This is a genomic window from Arthrobacter sp. ISL-69, assembly GCF_018613775.1.
In the GTDB taxonomy this organism is placed as follows: Bacteria; Actinomycetota; Actinomycetes; order Actinomycetales; family Micrococcaceae; genus Arthrobacter.
This window is the reverse complement of sequence record NZ_JAGGPO010000019.1, coordinates 162,107-182,486: the sequence shown is the minus strand read 5'-3', so window position 1 is coordinate 182,486 and position 20,380 is coordinate 162,107. Positions and strand designations below refer to the sequence as shown.

Below are 20,380 nucleotides of genomic sequence, written 5' to 3'. Positions count from 1 at the left end.
GCCGGCGTCTGCGTCAGGCGCCCGTCAATAAGCGGGACAGCGCCGAAGCCAGCTCCGAAGCGTCGGGCCCGAGGCGCCGGCCCGTCTCGCGGGCCCGGTCCATCCGTCCGACGCGCAGATCGGCATCCACGAGCCAGGCAACCAGTTCGAGCCGGGCTGCCCCGGCCATCGCGGCCGAAGACGCAAGGCTTTGGGCGGCGGCACTGGCCGCCTCATGGTCCCCGCTGTCCAAGGCGCTGATGACGTTATTGACCCTGGACGGGAGCAGGACCAGGAAAAGGTCCAGGAATTCGAGAAGCCGGCCCTGGGAATGCACTCCCCCGGCCAGCTCCTGCACTCGCGAGCGGTCAAGGACCGGTTCCCTGTTGATGCGGGCACGGTAACGGCGCGGGCCATGTTCCTGCCTCGCGTGCCGGTCCGGCGACTCTGGCGCTGACCCGGTTATCGCTTTGTCTGACTTCAAGCTGAGACCCATGATGTCCACCTCTTCCTTGGCGGTCCGGTGAGTTACCTTCGAGGGTTCCCGTTCCCCGCGAAGCGCCGGTGAGTCCAACATAGGAAGAGCGGCCGGCCCGGTCACGAGTGACCGGTACCCGTCATCGCAGCTGCGGCCACCTGCATGGCGCGCTCCGCTACGCATCGTCCGCCCCCGCCATGGGCTGACCGCCCCGAGCCCGGCACCGTGGGAGGTTCCGATCCTGTAACGCTCCGCCGGGAGGGGTTCCGTGGCCGGGCGGCGGATGTCACGATACGGGCATGAGCGAGGAAGCGATGGCCGTATCTGCCGCCGGTGCGGCAGCGGCCCCGAAACATGTGACACGACTGGTCAGCACCGGGTCCGCAGCGACCCGCGCCATGCGGGAGCAGGCCCGCCGGCGCCGGGACGCCGAAGCGAAACTGCAACAGCATCTGCTTCAATTGCGCGACAAACAGGCGGAATAGCCGGCATACACGACGACGGCGGACGTCAGTTGCTTTTCAGTCTCACGATGTCAGGTTTAGTCCAGAATCAGGTCGTTGACCACGATGGTCTGGTCGCGGTCCGGGCCGACGCCGATGGCCGAGAAGCGCGTGCCGGACAGCTTCTCGAGCGCCAGCACGTAATTGCGGGCGTTCTCCGGGAGGTCCTCCAGGGTGCGCGCCGCGGTGATGTCCTCGGTCCAGCCTTCGAAGTACTCGAAGATCGGCTTGGCGTGGTGGAACTCGGTCTGCGTCATCGGCATTTCGTCGTGCCGGACGCCGTCGACGTCGTAGGCCACGCAAACCGGGATCTGCTCGATGCCGGTGAGCACGTCCAGCTTGGTGACGAAGTAGTCCGTGAAGCCGTTGACGCGGGAGGCGTGGCGGGCCAGTACGGCGTCGTACCAGCCGCAGCGGCGCGGACGGCCGGTGTTGACACCGAACTCGCCGCCGGTTTTCTGCAGGTACATGCCCATCTCATCGAACAGTTCCGTGGGGAACGGGCCGGCGCCAACACGGGTGGTGTACGCCTTGATGATGCCGATGGAACGCGAGATCCGGGTGGGGCCGATGCCTGAGCCCACCGAAGCGCCGCCAGCAGTCGGGTTGGAGGACGTAACGAACGGGTACGTGCCGTGGTCCACGTCCAGGAACGTGGCCTGGCCGCCTTCCATCAGCACAACCTTGCCCTCGTCCAGGGCCTTGTTCAGCACCAGCGTGCTGTCGATGACCAGCGGGCGCAGTCGCTCGGCGAAGGACAGGAAGTAGTCCACGATCTCATCCACCTCGATGTCCCGGCGGTTGTAGACCTTCACCAGGAGCTCGTTCTTCTGGCGGAGCGATCCCTCAACCTTCTGGCGGAGGATGGAGGCGTCAAAAACGTCCTGCACGCGGATACCGAGGCGGGCCACCTTGTCCATGTAGGCAGGGCCGATGCCGCGGCCGGTGGTGCCGATGGCGCGGCTGCCCAGGAACCGCTCAGTGACCTTGTCCAGGACCTGGTGGTAGGGCGCAACCAAGTGGGCGTTGGCCGAGACGCGCAGTTTGGAGGTGTCCGCGCCGCGGGCTTCCAGGCCATCGATCTCCTGGAACAGGGCCTCGAGGTTCACCACACAGCCGTTGCCGATGATCGGAACTGCGTTGGGGCTCAGGATGCCGGCAGGAAGGAGCTTGAGCTCATACTTCTCACCGCCTACGACGACGGTGTGCCCGGCGTTGTTGCCGCCGTTCGGCTTCACCACGTAGTCAACGCGGCCACCAAGCAGGTCAGTGGCTTTACCTTTGCCTTCGTCGCCCCATTGGGCTCCGACGATCACGATTGCTGGCATGGGATCCTCCCCCATTCGTTCGGGCCGGACCGCAGCCGGTTCACCAAGGTGACCCGCCAAGGGACAGCGCCGTTCATGAGAATGCCCCGAATTCCACTGCCGAGCCTGCGCGGCCACTAGGCCGACAGTCACAGCGCAAGAGTTCCGGGGCTCTTACCACCCAAGTTTAGCCGATATGGGGCCGGACCACGGTGACGGCCAATTCCGGACGACACGCCGGGCTGTCTGGTATATGCGACATTGGCCGCCGCATCGCCGTTGTTATGCGGCCCTTGACCCTGTGACATGGAACATAACAGCCAGCACGAGGAGTAACCATGGCAGCAGGAAGCACTACCGTCGAGGCCCGGTCAATAGAAATGATCCCGCCCCGCGAGCGGCACGGCCACCCGAGGGGGCAGTTCACGCTCTGGTTCGGGGCGAACGCGCAGATCACCGCAATCGTTGACGGCGCCCTCGCGGTTGTATTCGGCGCGGACGCGTTCTGGGCCATCATCGGCCTCCTGCTGGGCAACGTCGTCGGCGGCGCAGTCATGGCACTGCACTCCGCCCAGGGGCCGAAACTGGGGCTTCCGCAGATGATCTCCAGCCGGGCCCAGTTCGGTGTCTACGGTGCCGTGATTCCGCTGGTTCTGGTGATCCTGATGTACATCGGCTTCGCGTCCACCGGCACGGTGCTGTCCGGACAGGCCATCAACCTCATGCTGGGCGTGGATGCCCCGGCAGTGGGCATCCTGATCTTTGGCGCCGCCACCGCGTTCCTGGCAATCCTCGGCTACAAGTACATCCACGCCCTTGGCCGCATCGCAACAGTGGTGGGCCTGGCCGGCTTCCTGTATCTGACGGTTGCCGTGTTCACCAGGTTCGACGTGGGCCAGATCATGTTCCTGAAGGGCTTCGAGTGGCCCACCTTCCTCACCGCGATAGCCCTGGGCGCAGGCTGGCAGCTCACCTTCGGCCCTTACATCGCCGACTATTCGCGTTACCTGCCCCAGTCCACGTCAGAGCGCAAGACCTTCTGGTACACGTTCGCCGGCTCGGTGGGCGGCGCCCAGTGGGCGATGACGCTGGGCGCCCTCGCGGGCGGGCTCTCCGCTGCAGGCCTGGGCGGCGATTTCCTCAAGAACCAGGTGGGCTACATGGGCGACCTGGCCGGTGGAGGGCTGATCGCGATCTTCATCTACCTCATGATCGTCACGGGCAAACTCACCGTCAACTGCCTCAACGCCTACGGTGCCTTCATGTGCTCGGTGACCATCAGCACGGCCATCAACCGGCGGGACTCGGTCTCACGGGCAGCCCGGATCGTCTTCATCATCGCCGTCATCACGGCCAGCGTGTTGATAGCGCTCTTCGCCAGCAAGGACTTTTTGAACGTCTTCAAGAACTTCGTCCTGCTGCTGCTGATGGTGTTCACGCCGTGGTCCGTCATCAATCTCGTGGACTACTACAAGATCTCCCGCGACCGGCTGGACATCCCGGCCCTGTACAACCCGGACGGCCGCTACGGTCGCTGGAATGTCCCGGCCCTGGCCTCCTACGGGATTGGTGTCCTGGTCCAGGTGCCGTTCCTCGCCCAGGCGCTCTACACAGGGCCGGTTACCAAGTGGCTGGGAGGCGCGGACATTTCCTGGATCGTGGGCATCCTCGTCACCATGGCGGTGTACTACCCGTGGGCCAAAGCCACCAACCGTGCGCCGGCCGAGACGATCTACCCGGCGGCCGTATCCGGGAGCGTCGAGAAAGCCGCCACTCCGGCAGTGACCGGCTGACCGGCAATAGGGTCCCGGGGGCTGCGGGAGCCCCCGGGACCGGTTCCGGGTCCCACATTTCGCAGGGCTTGATAGACTGATAAGGATCGATCAGGAATCGGTCCACTCACCACATTTTCAACCACACCGAACCTAGGCGTGCCGGTATTTGGCATGCCCGCGTCAGGTGTGGCAGCGTCACCGATCCCGCAGGAGACACAGCAATACATGACAGCCTTGGCTACTGAATCTTTCCGCGAGCAGCTTCTGAGCCGCCGTTACGAACCCAACGTCGCAGCTGTCAACGAGCTGTGCGACACCCTCCAAGGCGTCAAGCCGGACACCGTGGTCCCTTATGTTGACCCGATGCACGACGTCGACGAGTGCCGCATCATCAGCCTGTACTCCAACATCGGCACCGCCGATGAATCCGGCTTCATCACCGCCGGCGACAACGAAGCCGCCACCCGCATGCTCGGCGTGCAGTGGAAGCTGGGCCTCCGCCCCGAATTCGTCATGCCGTGGAACGTCCACCCGTGGCACACCCCCGGCGAGCCGAACGGCAAGTTCACCCCGGACCAGATTTCCGCCGGCCTCAAGCCGCTCCTGAAGTTCCTTGCGCTGGTCCCCCGCGCGTCCGTGATTGTGGCCCACGGCACCGAGGCCAATCGCCTGGCCCAGCTGCTCCTTAAGACCGAAGTGCCGCTGCTGTGGCGCCGCGGCCTGAAGACCTACAAGGTCCGCTCGCTCAGCGGCCGCGCCTTCGCCGGAACCGAAGCCCGCCAGCAGCAGTACCTCGACGAGATGCACGTTGCCTACCTGGACGCGATGGCCCGCACCGGCCTCACCAAGGCGAACTAAATAGACCGAACCACGTACGACGGCGGCCCCCCACCTTTCCAGGTGAGGGGCCGCCGTCGTATGTTCAGTTATTTGCCTTCGATGGCCGCCTTGGCGGAAGAATCGGAGTCATTGAGGAACTTCTCAATGCGTTCCGGTTCCTCTGCCTCACCGATGGCCGAGGAGGCGCGGCCCAGGGAGTACAGGGCACGCAGGAAGCCGCGGTTGGGTTCGTGTTCCCACGGGATGGGTCCCACCCCGCGCCAGCCGTTGCGCCGCAGTGAATCGAGGCCGCGATGGTAGCCGACGCGGGCGTAGGCGTAGGACTCGATGGTCCGGCCCTCAGCCCAGGCTTCCTCGGCGAGTACAGCCCACAGCAGCGACGAAGTGGGGTGCTTCTCCACCAGGTCCAGGGCTTCCTGGCCGGCATCCAGCTGCGCATAGACCTCAGTCTCGGCCGGCAGGAGCGTGGGCTCGGGACCCATCAGGTTCCTGCGGAACTCGTCGGACATCTAGAAGGTCTTTCCGGCCGAGCCAAGCTGCTTCGTGGCTTCAACAACGCGGGCTGCCAGGCCGGCTTCGGCCGAGGCGCCCCAGACGCGCGGATCGTAAGTCTTCTTGTTGCCCACCTCGCCGTCAACCTTGAGCACGCCGTCGTAGTTCTTGAACATGTGGTCGGCCACGGGACGCGTGTAGGCGTACTGGGTGTCGGTGTCGATGTTCATCTTGATGGTGCCGTAGGAAACGGCGTCGGCGATTTCCTGGTCGGATGAGCCGGAGCCGCCGTGGAACACGAGGTCGAACGGGTTTCCCTTGCCGATCTTGGCACCGACCTGGGCCTGGATGTCCTTCAGGATCTCCGGGCGCAGCTTCACGCCGCCCGGCTTGTACACGCCGTGCACGTTGCCGAAGGTCAGGGCAGTGATGTAGCGGCCGTTCTCGCCGGCACCCAGGGCTTCGATGGTTGCGAGGGCGTCTTCCACAGTGGTGTAGAGCTTCTCGTTGATCTCGTTTTCGACGCCGTCTTCCTCGCCGCCGACGGTGCCGATCTCGACCTCAAGGATCATTTTTGCAGCAGCGGTGCGCTCCAGGAGTTCCCGGGCGATGCGCAGGTTTTCCTGCAGGGTCTCGGCGGAGCCGTCCCACATGTGCGAGTTGAAGAGCGGGTTGCGGCCGGCCTTGACCTCGGCTTCGGAGGCTGCCAGCAGCGGCAGGACAAAGCCGTCCAGCTTGTCCTTGGGGCAGTGGTCGGTGTGGAGCGCGATGTTGACGCCGTAGTTCTTGGCCACTTCGCGGGCGAAGGCGGCGAAGCCCAGGGAGCCGGCAACCATGTCCTTGGTGGAGGCGCCGGACCAGTAGGCCGCACCGCCGGTGGAAACCTGGATGATGCCGTCGGACTCGGCGTCGGCAAAACCACGGAGCGCAGCGTTCAGGGTCTGCGACGACGTGACGTTGACTGCGGGGAATGCGAAGCCGCCCGCCTTGGCGCGGTCGATCATCTCGGAGTAGATCTCTGGGGTTGCAATGGGCATGCTGACTCCTAAAGTGAATTTCGTCTACGGGCTGTGTTGACCCTGGAGTGAACCTCGTCGGCTAGCACCCATCCTAGTCATTTCTGCGCAGGGACAGTGTTTCGGGTCACGGGGACGGGTAACACTTTGCGCTGTGCCCGCCCGGATGGCAGGCCGCGGCGACGGTGCCGAACTAGACGTGCTGGCTGAAGACGTGCCGGCGGATCCAGGCGTGCATGGCGATGGCCGCCGCGGACGCCGCGTTGATGGAGCGGGTGGAGCCGAACTGTTCGATCGAGAGGGTGTCCCGGGCCGCCTCATGGACTTCCGGGGTCAGGCCCGGACCTTCCTGGCCGAACACCAGGACGCAGTTCTTCGGGAGCTCGTAGGTTTCCAGCGGCACGGAGTCGGGGAAGATGTCGATGCCGATGATCGCCAGCCCCTCCCGCTGCGCCCACGCCACGAAATCCTCCACGGTGGGGTGGTGGCGGACGTGCTGGTAGCGGTCGGTGACCATGGCGCCGCGGCGGTTCCAGCGGCGCCGTCCGATGATGTGCACTTCCTTGGCCAGGAACGCGTTGGCGGTCCGCACCACGGTGCCGATGTTCATGTCGTGCTGCCAGTTTTCGATCGCTATGTGGAACTCGTGGCGCTTCGAATCCAGGTCGGCCACGATGGCCTCGTGCTTCCAGTAGCGGTATTTGTCCACCACATTGCGGCGGTCCCCGTCGGCCAGGAGGTCAGGGTCCCAGTGCCCGCCCTGGGGAAACTCACCTTCCCAGGGCCCGACGCCGACCTCCGCCTTGGGCTCCGGTTCCTCCTCGGGCGGGGGAACGGGCAGGGCTGGGGTCTGGGGGTGGTCAGTCACCCCTCAACTCTAGCCGCGCCCGTCCCGGGACCGGATGCGGGCGGAACTAGCCGTCCAGCTTCCAGCGGTTGGCCCGGTAGGAGTTGGCGATCTTCTCCAACGCTTCCGGATTGGCGCTCCAGTAGCTCTCGTGTCCGCTGACGCCCATCATCTGCGGAGTGCCCCACGGGGTCACGCTGAACAGGTTGACGGCCCGGATGGCGCCGCCGCCGGCATTGGTGCACGTGAACCCGACCACGACGGCCTCTGCGCGGCGGAACTCCCGGATTTCCGGCGCCGACGACTCAAAATTGGAGACGCATTTGTGGCCCACGAGGTGCTGCGGCAGTTCAGCGGCGGGGATGGCCTTGAGCTTCGCCTCGATGTCCTTGATGGCTGCCTGGACCTTTGCCGGCTCCTTGCCGTACTTGCCCTCCTCAGCTTCAGCGAAGAAGGAGAAGGCCGTGGAAATGCCGTCACCGTCGCGCTCATCGGTGCCCCTGGCGACTTGCTGCATGGGGGCGCCGGTGGCCGGGTCCGTGGTGATCCCGAATGTTTCGTCGCTGCTCCACGAAGCCAGGTACGAGAAGGAGGATTCGCCGGTGACAAAGCGCTTGAAGAGCGGGTCGTCGGCTGCCGGAATGTTGGCGGGGCCCTGAAGTTCGTCCCACCCCTGGGGAAGGGGAAAGGCACCGGCCGGCATGTCGTCCGAGGAGGCATCCTCCGACGGCGCGGCGGATCCCTCGGGGGCGGCGCCCTCCTCCGCCGCTTCAGAAGCTGCGGCTTCAGAGGACGGCGCCACCGGCACAGGGTTGTCCTCGGCCTGCGGTTTGCTGAACGCCGGAATGACCCAAACGAACACGGCGACCAGCGCAATGATCACGGCAGCGGCGACGGCGCCGAGCACAATGATCAGGTTCTTGTTGTTGCGCGGCTGCTGCGGGGGCTGCCCCGGGAAGTTCTGTGTGGGGTGGGGCTGCTGGGGGTGTGGCGGCGGCGGTGCGCCGTAGTTGTTGCTCATTTGCGGGCCCTTTCAGGTGCTTGCTGGCATCCTGCGGTTCCCGGGATGCCTGGTGATGTCCGGCGGCGGGGACCTGCCGGCGCGGGCCGGCACAACAAACCACCGCAGACATCCCCCGATCCGCGGCCGCTGGCACACTGGTGCCAGCTACGAGCCTAGTGGACGGCGTCGGGATGCGCTGGGCGCGTTCCGTCATTCTCCGGACGCCGGATGTTCCGGTGCCCGAAAAATGACAGACTGGGACCCGGAACCGGCCCATCAGCGTTGGAGGATCACCATGGCAAAATCAGACGAAGTACGTTCATCGGCATCGGTTTACCGAAGTGGCCAGGAAATCGAATGCTGGCTGACGGACATGGACGGCGTCCTGGTCCACGAAAACCAGCCGATCCCCGGTGCCGCGGAACTGATCCAGCGCTGGGTGGACACCTCCAAGCGCTTCCTGGTCCTCACCAACAACTCCATCTTCACGCCCCGGGACCTGGCCGCGCGGCTGCGTTCCTCCGGACTGGAGATCCCGGAGGAGAACATCTGGACCTCGGCGCTGGCCACGGCGCAGTTCCTGAAGGACCAGGTGCGCGGCTCGGAATCCGGGAACCGTGCCTACACCATCGGCGAGGCGGGACTCACGACGGCGCTGCACGAGGCCGGGTTCATCCTCACCGACCAGAACCCGGACTTTGTGGTGCTCGGCGAAACGCGCACGTACTCGTTCGAGGCCATCACCATGGCGATCCGCCTGATCCTGGCGGGTGCCCGCTTCATCGCCACCAACCCGGATGCCACCGGCCCGTCCAAGGACGGCCCCATGCCCGCCACCGGAGCCATCGCGGCCCTGATCACCAAGGCCACCGGCCGCGAACCGTACATTGTGGGCAAGCCGAACCCCATGATGTTCCGTTCGGCCATGAACCAGATCGACGCCCATTCCGAGACCACCGCCATGATCGGCGACCGGATGGACACCGACATCATCGCGGGCATGGAGGCCGGACTGCACACCGTGCTGGTCCTCAGCGGAATCACGCACAGGGACGACATCGCCGCCTATCCGTTCCGGCCCAACCAGATCCTCAACTCGGTGGCGGACCTCAAGAGCCAGATCTAGCCTCATTCGGACTGCGGCGGCCGTGCACCGGTTCAGAACGCGGTCAGCTTGCCGCCGCCCGAAGGCAACGGGAAGATTTCGTCCTGCAGTTCTTCGATGATGGGCCGGTACACGAACGGGTTCCACTGCGGGCTGGCATGCGCCGGCAGGGCATCGTCGGTGCGCCGGTCGTTGGACACCATGTTCGCGGCAAACGTCTGCGCCCACGCTTCGCGGGCCGTCCGGTAGTTCACCGTGCCGTCGCGAGGGTTGCCGATGAAGGCCATCCGGGTCGCACCGATCTTGCCGGCGAACCGGGTGGCGTCGAAATGGTAGATGTAGGCCGATTCGGATTGGATCAGCACACTGGACGGAGCGATCGGTGACAGCTGCTCCAGGCTCTGGTCCACCACCTGGCGCCAGGTCCGTTCGTCCTTGTGCGCGATGCGTTCGCCGAGTTCATATCCGCCGCGCAGGACGGTGGGAACGCGGAACCCGCCTTCGTAGAGGACAACCACACCCTCGAACCAGCTCTGGTCCAGGACGTCGAACTTGCTGTAGGGGCTGGAGTCGAGCAGGATGAACTCCACTTCCACTCCGTGCAGCTCGAGCAACCGGGCAGCGACCTGCGTCGCCACCATCCCGCCGAAGCTGTGGCCGTAGAAGTACAGGCTGGTCAGCTGCTTTTCCCGAACGTACTCGATCACCTCAATCACGATCTGGTCAATGTCCAGCCCCTCGTTGGAATACCCGACGGCGGCAAGCTGGCCGCGCTGGCGCAGCGTGCCGCGCAGGGAATTGAGGATCCACTGCGCCTCCTCCCAGCTGGTCTTGTAGCCGGGAAACAGGATCCAGCTGGAGTGCGGGTAGTAGCTCTCCGCAAAGTCGTCGCCCACCGTCAGGATCCTGTTGGTCCGGCGCTCCGCCTGGACATGCCGGGTGAAGAACATGTCGGTGGCCAGCAGGGACGCCGCACCCGCCCCGACCAGGAAATTCCGCCGGGAAAATCTCTTGAGTTCGGCGGCATGCCTGAGGAGGCGTCCCTCGGCTGATCCGGGGCCGCCCTCGGGGTGTGGCTCCTGGGCACATGGCACACCTCTACCGTAGCCACAGCGGAAGCCGGATATAAAACGCGATGGATGGTGCTAGTTCGCATTCCCGGACGGACGGGCAGGAACGACGCCGACAGCGTCCTTCCGGCCGGCTTTGGCGTTCTCCCGCCGGGAAATCTCCAGGCCGATCGCGTCGTACCGTGCCAGGAGTTCGGTCCCGGCGATTGCAGCGGGATCGTCCAGCATTCCGAACACGGAGTCGCTGGCCGCAAGAAGTTCGTCGTCGGAGTACTGGGCCAGCGGACCGCAGCCCGACGGGTCAATCGACGCCGCGAATTCCCCGGTGATTTCAAGTGTTCTGGAACCCGCGCCGGAATCTGAAGCAAGGTCGTCCCGCCGTGGCATGAAATCCAGCGAAACCCCGGACCCGGTGGACACGCCGCCTTCGCTGGCGCCGCCGTCGATCGCATTGAGGTCGTTGCGGAGCCCGACCAGGGCGGCTGATTCGACGAAAGCAGCAAGGGAGAAGTCCACGCGGATGTGGGCGGTGATGCCCATCCGGCGGATGCGGCGAATAACCATCACAAGGGCGGGGCGGGAGTCGTGGTTGAGGCTCCCCCGGACGTCAATCCGGACAACATCCGAGGTGACGTCGAGCTTAACGAGGGCGCGAAGTTTGCGGTCCATAGGTACTCCAAAAAAGGGTGTCTATGGCCGACGGCTCAACCTCGGCCAGCGTATCCTCCCCGCACCGCCGGCACAAGCCTGCGGTCAGGGCGCAGGCGTGGTGCGGGCCGGCAGCGGATGATCGGCCCCGGCCCGCACCGGCTAGCTTGCCTGAGTTCGGCCCTGTCCGCGGTTCTGGCCCTGGCCCGGTTCCTCGAAGTGGGTGCGCGCCTCCGTGCCGCCCACCGAATCCACCAACGACCTGGCGATGTCCCGGAGCTTGACGTTGCTGTTGCTGGATGCATCCGTCAGGATCTGGACCGCCGCCTCCTGGCTGCAGCGGTTCTGCGCCATGACGATTCCCACGGCGATATCGATGGTGGTCCGGGACTCCAACGTGGCCCGGAGGTTGGTGGCGCTGTCTGTGTGCAGCGAAAACCTGACGGCCAGACGGAGCGCCTGCGAAATTTCACGCGTGTAGCCCCTGGCGCGGGCCGCTGCCTTCTCGTCGAATTTGCGCGGATCGTCCGAGTAGAGGTTCAGCGCGGCCTTGGCGTCGCCCTGGAGGTGGAACGGGAGGGACAGCACCGACCGAAGCCCGTGCGAGGCGACGGCATTTGCGTAGTCAGGGCCCCAGCGGTCCTCCTCGAAGAGGTCCGGAACGTGGACTTCCCGTTCCTCCTCCGCAGCCGTCAGGCAGGGCCCCTGGGACAGCGAATACTGGATCTCGTCCACCTCGCGCGCGGAATCGCTGCTCCAGCCGATGGTGGCCGCCTTGCGGTCCCGGAGCAAAGTGATGCCGCACAGCGCGTCGTCGCCGTCGCCCGCCATCTGGTGCGCGGAAAAGCGCGCCAGTTCGTTGAGGAAGTCCTCGAAATCCGCACTCTCCAGGATGAGGTTCTGGATCTGGTCAACGGTGGTGGGGCTTGGGTTGGACGGGAGCATGGCGCGTTTTCTCCAGGGACAGGTGCACGGGGTCGTAAGGCAAATGGTAAGCCACCGGCGGAGGACCGTCCACGCAGGCTTAGCCACCGGAAGCTGGTCTTCGAGGACACCGGATCGGCATTGGGGCCGGGTATTGACTCCCAGAGCGCGCATGGAAGCATAAACGTGTCGGAACAGCCCTGATGCCGGGCGCGCTGTGAACCGACAGGCAGAAGGTTGTCCGATGGTTGCGGCTCGCGGAGGTGGATCGTCGATCCGTACTGCGGCCGTGGCCGCCGTGGTTGCATCCGGCATGGCGCTGGGCGGCTGCACCTTCGGTCCTGAGCCGGGCCCCTCGGAACCGGCGGTGCCGACGTCGACGCCCCCGCCTCAGCCACCGATACCCACCCGCGATCTAAAATCACACCTTGAGCGGTACAGCCAAGGTCTGATCGACGCCGGTGCCCCAGCGGTCCTCCTCGAACTGCGTGTCGGCGCGGAGGCCTGGACTCATGCCGCCGGTGTCCGGAACTCCGCGGGCGAAGCGGCCCGGGCCACCGACCCCGTCCACGTCGGCGACCTCACGCAGCCCCTGGTGGCGGTCTCCGTCCTGAAACTCGCGGAGGAAGGCAGGCTCTCCCTCGATGAACCGGCCAGCACCTACCTGCCGGAGCTCCAGGGCCTGCTCCACCAACCCGAGCCCTACACCGTGCGGCGACTCCTCGGCCACACCTCCGGCATGCCCGACTACCACGGTCCATTGCTGGATGCAGTTTCTCCGCGGCAGGCCCTCGCCACCCGGCTGAGCCCCGAAGACAAACTCGCGTTGGCCGCAACTCTCCCCTGGCAACGGCGCCGCGCCCAAAGCTTCAGCTACTCGAATTCCAACTACATCGCCCTGGGCCTGATCGTCGAACGTCTCCGGGGGCGGCCGCTCGCTGACGTGCTGTGGGCCGACGTCGGGCAGCCCCTGGGCCTCGGCGGTACCCGGCTGACAGACGACGGGCCGGTACCTGAGGGCATGGTCCACGGCTACACGCTCATCGACGGTGAACCCGTGGACACCACCTATGCCGCCCTTCACAGTGGTTCCGGGGCCACCGGCCTCGTGTCGACGATGGCTGACTTGAACAAGTTCTTCGACGCGCTGTTGGACGGTCGGCTGGTACCGCGGGATCGGGTGGCGGAAATGCAGGGACCAATCCACGCCGAATACGGGCTCGGCCTATTCCAGTGGAACGACAGGTGCACGAACGGCTTCTACTACGGCTATGTCGGCGACGTCCCGGGATACGGTACGGTCGCCATGGCCAGTGCCGACGGGAGCCGGCGGCTTGCCTTGGCAGTGGCATACCCGCCGCGGCCGTTCCCCCAGGGCACCGCCGCGCAAGGCACCAACGCGATCGCGTCCGGGATGACCCAAGTCGCGGAAGACGCCCTCAACGGCAGCTGTCGCCTCGGTGGAGGTGTCTGGTTCGGGGAAGGTCCTTGAAGTTCCGAGCGGGAATCCCTAGCTCAGGCCGAGTTCGTCCTTGCCGAACGCAAACAGGTACGGCACGCCGGTCTCGGCTTCGATCTTTTCCTTGGCCCCGGTGTCGCGGTCCACGATGACGGCGACCGCGACTACGTTGCCGCCGGCGTTGCGGACACCCTCGACGGCGGTCAGCGCGGAGCCACCCGTGGTGGACGTGTCCTCAAGCACCAGGACCTTGCGGCCCTCCACCGAAGGGCCTTCCACCTGGCGGCCCATGCCGTAGGACTTCTGCGCCTTCCGGACAACGAAGGCGTCCACGTTGCGGCCGGCGTCCACGGCGGCGTGCATCACTGCGGTGCCCACCGGGTCGGCGCCCATGGTGAGGCCGCCGGCGCACTCGAAGTCGATCCCGGCGTCATCGATCAGCGAGAGCATGACCTGGCCAACGAGTTTGGACGCTTCGTGGTGCAGGGTGATGCGGCGGAGGTCGATGTAGTAGTCGGCCTCGGCTCCGCTGGACAGGATCACCTTGCCGCGGACCACGGCGAGTTCCTTGATGAGTTCAAGCAGGCGGGCACGGGCGGCAGAGGCATCAAGCGGGGCAGTCATGGGGTCCACTTTAGTGGGTCAGGGATTTGTGACGGCGCGGCCAAGGGACTTTCTACTCTATGCAGCTTCCCCGGGGAGGAGTCGGATGGAGTCATGACGGCCGGAACCGCGCCACTCACCCGCTGGCCCGTATCTTCCAAAGACGGCCGCGGCCTCCCGGTCCGGCCCTACCCAGCAGCGGCATATGGGTGAATTCCGGCTGCCCTCCCTTGGCGCGGACCTGAAGAACGGCAAGCTTGTGGAGTGGCTCGTTGAGCCTGGCGACCACGTGAGCCCGGGAGATTCGGTGGCAGTGGTCGAAACCGACATGACCACCCTTGATGTGGAGACCCAGCAGGAGGGCCAGGTCACCGAACTGCTGGTGGATATCGGCACGACGGTCCCCGTAGGCACCCCCATGGTCCGGATCCTGGGAACCGAGGAAGAAACGGTCCAGCCGGATGCAGCATCCGTTCCGCCGTCCGAGGCGCAGGACCGGGTGTCGAGCCTCCGGCGGGCCGTCGGGTCGCTGATGTCCCGGTCCAAGAAGTCCATTCCGCACTATTACCTCAGCACCACCCTGGACCTGCGCGCCGCCCTCGAGTGGATGCAGCTGGTCAACAACCAGCGGCCGGTGGCCTCCCGGTTGGTCCCCTCGGCCCTGCTGTTGAAGGCAACCGCCCTGGCAGCCCGGGAGGTTCCGGAAGTCAACGGCTTTTACACCGACGGGATCTTCCGGCCAAGCAGTTCCGTGCACCTCGGCGTTGCCGTGGCCCTGCGGCACGGCGGCCTGGTTTCGCCTGCCATCCACAACGCCGACACCCTGGCTCTGGACGTCCTCATGCAGAAGCTGCGGGATCTCGTCAGCCGGGCGCGGGCCGGGCGCCTGCAGCGCGCCGAAATGGCCGATCCCACCATCACGGTGATGAACCTCGGGGACCTCGGCGTGGAGACCGTATTCGGCGTGATCTATCCGCCGCAGGTGGCCATGGTGGGCCTGGGCAAAGTGGTGGAACAGCCCTGGGCCCACGAAGGCCTCCTGGGTGTGCGGCCCGCGGTCGCTGCAACGCTGTCCGCTGACCACCGGGTAAGCGACGGGCTCCGGGGCGGCCGTTTCCTGGCCCGCATCGACGAACTGCTGCAGAAACCGGAGGAGCTATGAACGAACAGGACGCCCGGCTGGCCGTGCACACGGCCATCGGCCAGGTTGCCCCGGACGTGGATCTTGCCGGCCTTGATGAAGAGTCCCGGCTGCGGCAGGACCTCGAACTCGACTCGCTGGATTTCCTCCGGCTCCTGGAGGCCATCGACGAGTCCACCGGCGTCGATATTCCCGAGCGCGACTACACCGCAGTGACCACCGTGAAGGGCCTGATCGACTACCTCGCCTCCCGCGGCTGACCACGGCGGGCGAAGCCGGGCGCGTGCTCCGGCCGGGGCCCGAAGGCAATGAGGCGAGGCATGAGCCTGGTCACCGCCGGAAAGTGACTGGCCAGGAACAACACCACGCGTGGAACTCCGGACCGCCGTCCGGCAAACAACGGAACGAACACTGCCCGGTGCATGATGCGCTGGACGGTCTGGACCACGACTGTGGGCATCCGCCGCCGCCGTTCCACCGCAGCGAGATCCTGCACTGTCACTTGCCCGCGAAGGAGGGCCGGCGCCAGCCGGGACGCCGCAGCCACTGCGTCCTGGATGGCCAGGTTGATGCCTACGCCGCCCGCCGGGGACATCGCATGCGCGGCGTCGCCGATGCACAGCAGGCCATCCACATACCAGCGCCGCAACCGGTCCAGCCGGACATCGAGCATATGCAGGTCATCGAGCGAACGGATCGAGTCCACCCGGTCCGCCAGATCAGGACGGAGGGCTGCCACCCGCTGACGGAACCGCCCGACGCCCTCGCTCCTGATCCTCGAATCCGTGCCCTTGGGACCCAGGTAACCCATCTGGTAGTAGTCATCCCGGAACAGCGCGATCATGGCTTCGGTTCCCCGGAATGCCGGAACGATGCCTGCCACGGCGCCCTTTTCCGAGGCATGGCGCGGGAGCTTGAACCACCAGGTGTCGAACGGAACGGGGAATTCCTTCGGCTGTAGGCCTGCTGCCCGGCGCAGCACGGAGTGGCGCCCGTCCGTGGCCACCACGAGGTCCGCCAGGATCGCACCTTCGGAACCGTGGCGGGTCCGGTAGCGGACGCCGGTGACGCGGCCGCTGTCGGACATTAACGATGTGGCTTCATGCTCCATCAGGAGGGTGAAGGTGGGCTCGCGCGCTGATTCACCGGCCAGGAAGCTCAGGAAATCCCACTGCGGCATCATGGCGATGTAATTGTAGGGCGGCTTCAAGGAGGCGAAATCGCCGAGCGTCAGCATGCCGCCGCCCGGGAGCGGGATGGCGGCGGCGTTCAGCCTGCTCTGCGGCAGTTTCCGGAACTGGTCCCCCAGTCCCAGCTCGTCAATCAGCCTGATGGTGGATGCATGCACGGTGTCGCCGCGGAAGTCCCGCAGGAAGTCGCCGTGCTTTTCGAGGACGGTGACCTCCACTCCGGCCCGTGCCAGCAGCAGGCCCAGCATCATGCCCGCCGGTCCCCCGCCCACCACAACGCACCCCGTTCGCTCCATGCACCCACGCTACGCCGGGGCCGGAGCCGCTGCACAGGGATTTGGCAGCCGCGCTTGCCCAGGCCGCCCGCGCGTCGCCGTCGCGACTCGCGGGCGCGACTCGCGGGCGCGACTCGCGGGCGCCGGAACCGGGTCAGAGCCGGGTGTCGAAGGAATCGCAGAAGACGTTGTCGTTGAACGTTCCCTGGAATTCCGACTTGCCCATGATCTTTTCGATGGTCGCCCGAATGGCCTCGGGCGTTCCGGCGTGGGCGTTGATGGCGGTCTTCACCATCGGCACGTCAATCAGGTGGTTGGGCTGATTGAGCGAGACGAACACGGTGGGGACCTCGGTGACGTACCACGGGATCTCCGCGGCCATCGGTGAGGACCACTTGATCCGGATGGCTGCCTCCTGGGCGAAGCCCTTCACATTGGCGAACACAAAGGCGGCATCGTACTTGTCCGCGTAGTCACCGGTGGCTTCCTCGGAGATGATCGACATGAAATTCACCCCGGTCTCCCCCGCTGCCTCCCGCTGGTCCGCCGTCTTGAACAGGTGCACCTCAAAGCCGACGCTTTCCAGCTCGGCCCTGACGGTGTCCAGGTAGGCCAGCGGATCAGCCCTGGTGAAGTCCGAACCGCCGGAGATGCCGTACAGGCGGATCCGTTTGTGCGTCTCCGGCGTGATGGGCAGGTTCTTGGCCGTGTCCTTGATCAGCGTGACGGTCTTGTCCGCGATCTCTGCCGCGACGGCACGGTGGGCATCGCTGCCGATCTTCGCCAGGGCCTCAACCGGCGGCACAAGCTCCGCGGCCGGCTTGAGGTGCAGCCCGAGGCTTGCCTTGAGGGCCAGGATCCGGCGCAGTGCATCGTGCAGGCGCTGCTCGGTGATGACGCCGGACTTGTAGCCGTCCATCATGTACCCGAAGTCCTCGGCCGGGTTGCGGAAGAACAGGAACATGTCGCAGCCGGCAGCGATAGTGGCCGGAACCAGGTCCTTGCGCTTCATGGCCTGGGTGAGGCCGATCATCTGCGAGGCGTCAGTGAGGATCAGCCCGTTGAAGCCCAGCTCGCCGCGGAGCAGGTCCTGGAGCAGTTCCGGGGACAGTGTGGCGGGCAGGATGTCCTTGTCCGCCGTTCCCGGGCGGAAATGCCGCGTGAGCTCCGGCGCGCCGATGTGCCCGATCATGATGGACTGCACGCCGTGCCCGATCATCTCGCGGTACACCTGCCCGTAGGTCCGGTTCCAGTCCTCGTAGCCGAGGGTGTTGTAGGAGGTGACCACGTGCTGGTCGCGTTCATCCATGCCGTCGCCGGGGAAGTGCTTCATGGCGCAGACGGTGGGTGACTCGCTGATGCCGTCGAAGTACTCCTTGGCGCGCTCCACCACGATCTCCGGCGTGTTGCCGAAGGCCCGGGTGGAGATCACAGTGTTCCGCCAGTTGTAGTGGATGTCCACGATCGGCGCGAACGCCCAGTTGCAGCCCAGTGCCGCGGTTTCCACCCCGGCCACCTGCCCCATCTTCCGGGCGATGGCCTTGTCCGGGTGCGAGCCGGCCTGCAGGTGCGTCGACACGAATGTTCCGTCGTCGCAGCTTCCGGCTCCCCCCATTTCCGGATTGGAGGCCACCAGGAGCGGGATGCGGGTCTTGGACTGCGCGTAGCGGATGTGTTCCTGCACGGCCGCGGAGGGTCCCGGCCGGTAGCGCATGCCGCCCACGTGGAAGGTGTCCAGGACACCGTCCAGATACTCCGGGGAGTAGTCGTTGTTGTGGTTGATGAACAGCTGCCCGATCTTTTCCTCGAGGCTCAGTCCGGCGATAGTGGATTCCACCCACGCAACGGCATCGTCGTCGAGATTGAACGGCGCGGCCCGGAGGTCGACGTCGAACTGGCGCGGTTGGGTGCCCGGGGCACGCTGGTACGCCACAGCGGAAGTTCCGACGGCCGCAGCGGCGACGGCAGCAATGCCGGCCAGCGCCTCGGTCACCACCTGGTCCACCGGGGCGGCGACGTCAACCACGATTCCGGCTTCGTCGGCCTCGAGCGGTTCCAGGGTGGCGAGCTGGGATTCCAGCAGCGCGGGCGGCATGAAGTGCCCGGACCGCCCTTCAGTCCGTTCCCTAAGAACCTCCTTGCTGCCGTGCAGGTGCAGGAACACCGTATCCGGCGCCTGTTCCCGGATGGCGTCCCGGTAGCTGCGCCGCAACGCGGAGCAGGCAAGCACGAGTCCGCCCGGGCCGGCGTAGGCGAGTTCCCTGCCCACAGTGGCCAGCCAGGGCCAGCGGTCCTCGTCGGTCAGGGGCGTTCCGGCCGCCATTTTGGCGACGTTCTCCACCGGGTGGAGGGAATCGCCGTCGAGGAACGGTACGCCGAGTTCGCGGGCCACAAGGTCACCGATGGTGGTCTTGCCGCAGCCCGAGACGCCCATAACGATGATGCGGTGCTTGGTGCTCATCAGGGGTTCCTTGTCACCAGTCATGGACGGTGCCGTCCACCAGCCGGTTGTACGGCAGGTAGGCCTGCTGGTACGGGTACGCGGCGGCGGCCTCTTCGTTGAATTCGACGCCGATGCCGGGCTTGTCGCCCGGGTGCAGGTAGCCGTCCACGAATGTCATGGACTGCTCGAACACCGTGTTGGTGGCGTCCGAGTGCTGCATGTATTCTTGGATGCCGTAGTTGTGGATGGCAAGGCCCACATGCAGCTGCGCGGCGAAGCCCACCGGGGAGATATCGGTGGGCCCGTGGAAGCCCGACTTGATCTGGTACTGCGCGGCGAAGTCCATGACCTTCTTCAGCGGGGAGATCCCGCCGAAGTGCGTGGAGGCTGCCCGGACGTAGTCGATCAGCTGTTCCTTGATGATGGTCTGGTAGTCGTACACGGTGTTGAAGATTTCACCGATGGCCAATGGCGTGGTGGTGTGCTGGCGGACCAGACGCAGCGCTTCCTGGTTTTCGGCCGGGGTGCAGTCCTCGAGCCAGAACAGGTCATAGGGTTCCAGGGCCTTGCCGAGCTTGGCGGCCTGGATCGGGGTCATGCGGTGGTGGCCGTCGTGCAGCAGCGGCAGCTCCGGGCCGAACTCGTTCCGGACGGCCTCGAACACGGACGGCAGGTGGCGCAGGTAGGCCCGGGTGTCCCAGTCCTCCTCCACCGGGAACGCGCCGCGCCCCGCGGGCTCATAGTCGTAGCGTTCACCGGAGGCCTGGGCCTGGGCGGCGACGCCGTAGACGGCCTTGATGCCCGGGACGGCGGTCTGGATGCGGACGGACTTGTAGCCGAGTTCCAGGTGCTCGCGGACCGAGTCGAACAGGGAGGGGATGTCCGCGCCGGAGGCGTGGCCGTAGGCGCGCAGGCCGTTGCGGGATGCCCCGCCGAGGAGCTGGTAGACCGGCATCCCGGCGATCTTGCCCTTGATGTCCCAGAGCGCCATGTCCACCGCGGCGATCGCTGCCATGGTCACCGGGCCGCGGCGCCAGTACGAGCTGCGGTACAGGAACTGCCAGGTGTCCTCTATCCGGTGCGGGTCCTTGCCGATCAGCAGCTGCGCGACGTGTTCCTTGAGGTACGCGGCGACGGCGAGCTCGCGGCCGTTCAGGGTGGCGTCACCGATGCCGGTCACGCCGTCCTCCGTGGTGATCCGGAGGGTCACGAAGTTACGGGACGGGCTTGTCACGAAGACTTCCGCGGCAATGATTTTCACAGCTATTCCTTTCGAGCGGGG

20 protein-coding genes are annotated in these 20,380 nt (G+C 65.9%); 7 read left to right on the top strand and 13 right to left on the bottom strand.

Annotated features, from left to right (window positions below; all coding sequences use genetic code 11):
- Positions 1 to 13 precede the first annotated feature (13 nt).
- Positions 14 to 475, bottom strand: a complete 462-nt coding sequence (locus tag J7I79_RS15535; protein ID WP_214954645.1) for an Hpt domain-containing protein — start codon at positions 473 to 475, stop codon at positions 14 to 16.
- Between the two features lie 281 nt (positions 476 to 756).
- On the opposite strand from J7I79_RS15535, the gene J7I79_RS15530 reads away from it, so the two are divergent.
- A complete protein-coding gene (locus J7I79_RS15530; protein WP_214954643.1) occupies positions 757 to 942 on the top strand; it encodes a hypothetical protein in 186 nt (61 codons plus the stop codon).
- Between the two features lie 56 nt (positions 943 to 998).
- Here J7I79_RS15530 and J7I79_RS15525 read toward each other — a convergent pair whose 3' ends face one another.
- Positions 999 to 2,288, bottom strand: coding sequence for an adenylosuccinate synthase (locus tag J7I79_RS15525; RefSeq protein ID WP_104174103.1), 1,290 nt, complete (start codon positions 2,286 to 2,288; stop codon positions 999 to 1,001).
- Positions 2,289 to 2,605: 317 nt separating this feature from the next.
- Between J7I79_RS15525 and J7I79_RS15520 the strand changes: the two genes are divergently transcribed.
- Together J7I79_RS15520 and J7I79_RS15515 are read left to right on the top strand one after the other, a co-directional pair.
- Positions 2,606 to 4,060: a cytosine permease gene (locus J7I79_RS15520; protein WP_214954641.1), complete on the top strand. Its 1,455-nt coding sequence runs from the start codon at positions 2,606 to 2,608 to the stop codon at positions 4,058 to 4,060.
- Between the two features lie 207 nt (positions 4,061 to 4,267).
- Complete coding sequence (locus J7I79_RS15515) at positions 4,268 to 4,900, top strand: uracil-DNA glycosylase (protein WP_214954639.1); 633 nt, start codon at positions 4,268 to 4,270, stop codon at positions 4,898 to 4,900.
- A 68-nt stretch (positions 4,901 to 4,968) separates the two neighbouring features.
- On the opposite strand, the gene J7I79_RS15510 is transcribed toward J7I79_RS15515, so the two are convergent.
- The 4 genes from J7I79_RS15510 to J7I79_RS15495 all read right to left on the bottom strand — a co-directional run bounded on the left by J7I79_RS15510 (position 4,969) and on the right by J7I79_RS15495 (position 8,258).
- Complete coding sequence (locus tag J7I79_RS15510; RefSeq protein ID WP_214954637.1) at positions 4,969 to 5,391, bottom strand: DUF3151 domain-containing protein; 423 nt, start codon at positions 5,389 to 5,391, stop codon at positions 4,969 to 4,971.
- The gene (gene fbaA / locus J7I79_RS15505) at positions 5,392 to 6,411 is read right to left on the bottom strand and encodes a class II fructose-bisphosphate aldolase (RefSeq protein ID WP_214954635.1); all 1,020 of its coding nucleotides are present in this window, start codon (positions 6,409 to 6,411) and stop codon (positions 5,392 to 5,394) included.
- 172 nt (positions 6,412 to 6,583) lie between these two features.
- Positions 6,584 to 7,258: a TrmH family RNA methyltransferase gene (locus J7I79_RS15500; protein ID WP_396020203.1), complete on the bottom strand. Its 675-nt coding sequence runs from the start codon at positions 7,256 to 7,258 to the stop codon at positions 6,584 to 6,586.
- A 46-nt stretch (positions 7,259 to 7,304) separates the two neighbouring features.
- Entirely contained in the window at positions 7,305 to 8,258 is a 954-nt protein-coding gene (locus tag J7I79_RS15495) for a hypothetical protein (RefSeq protein ID WP_214954633.1), read from the bottom strand.
- 277 nt (positions 8,259 to 8,535) lie between these two features.
- On the opposite strand from J7I79_RS15495, the gene J7I79_RS15490 reads away from it, so the two are divergent.
- A complete protein-coding gene (locus tag J7I79_RS15490) occupies positions 8,536 to 9,366 on the top strand; it encodes an HAD-IIA family hydrolase (protein ID WP_104174109.1) in 831 nt (276 codons plus the stop codon).
- A 32-nt stretch (positions 9,367 to 9,398) separates the two neighbouring features.
- Here J7I79_RS15490 and J7I79_RS15485 read toward each other — a convergent pair whose 3' ends face one another.
- The 3 genes from J7I79_RS15485 to J7I79_RS15475 all read right to left on the bottom strand — a co-directional run bounded on the left by J7I79_RS15485 (position 9,399) and on the right by J7I79_RS15475 (position 12,008).
- Positions 9,399 to 10,439 carry a thioesterase domain-containing protein gene (locus J7I79_RS15485; protein WP_214954631.1) on the bottom strand — a complete coding sequence of 347 codons (1,041 nt, stop codon included), beginning with the start codon at positions 10,437 to 10,439 and terminating at the stop codon, positions 9,399 to 9,401.
- Between the two features lie 51 nt (positions 10,440 to 10,490).
- Positions 10,491 to 11,084, bottom strand: coding sequence for a hypothetical protein (locus J7I79_RS15480; protein WP_214954629.1), 594 nt, complete (start codon positions 11,082 to 11,084; stop codon positions 10,491 to 10,493).
- Between the two features lie 141 nt (positions 11,085 to 11,225).
- Entirely contained in the window at positions 11,226 to 12,008 is a 783-nt protein-coding gene (locus J7I79_RS15475) for a GAF and ANTAR domain-containing protein (protein WP_214954627.1), read from the bottom strand.
- A 223-nt stretch (positions 12,009 to 12,231) separates the two neighbouring features.
- Here J7I79_RS15475 and J7I79_RS15470 point away from each other — a divergent pair, with 223 nt between their 5' ends.
- A complete protein-coding gene (locus J7I79_RS15470) occupies positions 12,232 to 13,479 on the top strand; it encodes a serine hydrolase (RefSeq protein ID WP_214954625.1) in 1,248 nt (415 codons plus the stop codon).
- An 18-nt stretch (positions 13,480 to 13,497) separates the two neighbouring features.
- Here J7I79_RS15470 and pyrE read toward each other — a convergent pair whose 3' ends face one another.
- Entirely contained in the window at positions 13,498 to 14,070 is a 573-nt protein-coding gene (gene pyrE / locus J7I79_RS15465) for an orotate phosphoribosyltransferase (RefSeq protein ID WP_214954623.1), read from the bottom strand.
- A gap of 184 nt (positions 14,071 to 14,254) precedes the next feature.
- On the opposite strand from pyrE, the gene J7I79_RS15460 reads away from it, so the two are divergent.
- Both J7I79_RS15460 and J7I79_RS15455 read left to right on the top strand, forming a co-directional pair.
- The gene (locus J7I79_RS15460) at positions 14,255 to 15,211 is read left to right on the top strand and encodes a dihydrolipoamide acetyltransferase family protein (RefSeq protein ID WP_214954621.1); all 957 of its coding nucleotides are present in this window, start codon (positions 14,255 to 14,257) and stop codon (positions 15,209 to 15,211) included.
- Positions 15,208 to 15,450, top strand: a complete 243-nt coding sequence (locus J7I79_RS15455; RefSeq protein ID WP_214954618.1) for an acyl carrier protein — start codon at positions 15,208 to 15,210, stop codon at positions 15,448 to 15,450. Before J7I79_RS15460 ends, J7I79_RS15455 begins: the two co-directional genes overlap by 4 nt.
- Here the strand turns inward: J7I79_RS15455 and J7I79_RS15450 are convergent.
- The 3 genes from J7I79_RS15450 to manD all read right to left on the bottom strand — a co-directional run bounded on the left by J7I79_RS15450 (position 15,429) and on the right by manD (position 20,359).
- Positions 15,429 to 16,676 (bottom strand): FAD-dependent oxidoreductase, encoded by a 1,248-nt coding sequence (locus J7I79_RS15450; RefSeq protein WP_214954616.1) that lies wholly within the window; start codon positions 16,674 to 16,676, stop codon positions 15,429 to 15,431. The genes J7I79_RS15455 and J7I79_RS15450 overlap by 22 nt on opposite strands.
- Positions 16,677 to 16,809: 133 nt before the next feature.
- Positions 16,810 to 19,116 carry a gluconokinase, GntK/IdnK-type gene (locus J7I79_RS15445; protein WP_251042841.1) on the bottom strand — a complete coding sequence of 769 codons (2,307 nt, stop codon included), beginning with the start codon at positions 19,114 to 19,116 and terminating at the stop codon, positions 16,810 to 16,812.
- 13 nt (positions 19,117 to 19,129) lie between these two features.
- Positions 19,130 to 20,359, bottom strand: coding sequence for a D-mannonate dehydratase ManD (manD, locus tag J7I79_RS15440; RefSeq protein WP_214954607.1), 1,230 nt, complete (start codon positions 20,357 to 20,359; stop codon positions 19,130 to 19,132).
- Between the last annotated feature and the right edge of the window lie 21 nt (positions 20,360 to 20,380).

Coding starts and splice junctions, on each gene's coding strand:
- J7I79_RS15535 (WP_214954645.1), bottom strand. CDS start 475: ATGGGTCTCAGCTTGAAGTCAGACAAAGCGATAACCGGGTCAGCGCCA.
- J7I79_RS15530 (WP_214954643.1), top strand. CDS start 757: ATGAGCGAGGAAGCGATGGCCGTATCTGCCGCCGGTGCGGCAGCGGCC.
- J7I79_RS15525 (WP_104174103.1), bottom strand. CDS start 2,288: ATGCCAGCAATCGTGATCGTCGGAGCCCAATGGGGCGACGAAGGCAAA.
- J7I79_RS15520 (WP_214954641.1), top strand. CDS start 2,606: ATGGCAGCAGGAAGCACTACCGTCGAGGCCCGGTCAATAGAAATGATC.
- J7I79_RS15515 (WP_214954639.1), top strand. CDS start 4,268: ATGACAGCCTTGGCTACTGAATCTTTCCGCGAGCAGCTTCTGAGCCGC.
- J7I79_RS15510 (WP_214954637.1), bottom strand. CDS start 5,391: ATGTCCGACGAGTTCCGCAGGAACCTGATGGGTCCCGAGCCCACGCTC.
- fbaA (WP_214954635.1), bottom strand. CDS start 6,411: ATGCCCATTGCAACCCCAGAGATCTACTCCGAGATGATCGACCGCGCC.
- J7I79_RS15495 (WP_214954633.1), bottom strand. CDS start 8,258: ATGAGCAACAACTACGGCGCACCGCCGCCGCCACACCCCCAGCAGCCC.
- J7I79_RS15490 (WP_104174109.1), top strand. CDS start 8,536: ATGGCAAAATCAGACGAAGTACGTTCATCGGCATCGGTTTACCGAAGT.
- J7I79_RS15480 (WP_214954629.1), bottom strand. CDS start 11,084: ATGGACCGCAAACTTCGCGCCCTCGTTAAGCTCGACGTCACCTCGGAT.
- J7I79_RS15475 (WP_214954627.1), bottom strand. CDS start 12,008: ATGCTCCCGTCCAACCCAAGCCCCACCACCGTTGACCAGATCCAGAAC.
- J7I79_RS15470 (WP_214954625.1), top strand. CDS start 12,232: ATGGTTGCGGCTCGCGGAGGTGGATCGTCGATCCGTACTGCGGCCGTG.
- pyrE (WP_214954623.1), bottom strand. CDS start 14,070: ATGACTGCCCCGCTTGATGCCTCTGCCGCCCGTGCCCGCCTGCTTGAA.
- J7I79_RS15460 (WP_214954621.1), top strand. CDS start 14,255: ATGGGTGAATTCCGGCTGCCCTCCCTTGGCGCGGACCTGAAGAACGGC.
- J7I79_RS15455 (WP_214954618.1), top strand. CDS start 15,208: ATGAACGAACAGGACGCCCGGCTGGCCGTGCACACGGCCATCGGCCAG.
- J7I79_RS15450 (WP_214954616.1), bottom strand. CDS start 16,676: ATGGAGCGAACGGGGTGCGTTGTGGTGGGCGGGGGACCGGCGGGCATG.
- J7I79_RS15445 (WP_251042841.1), bottom strand. CDS start 19,116: ATGAGCACCAAGCACCGCATCATCGTTATGGGCGTCTCGGGCTGCGGC.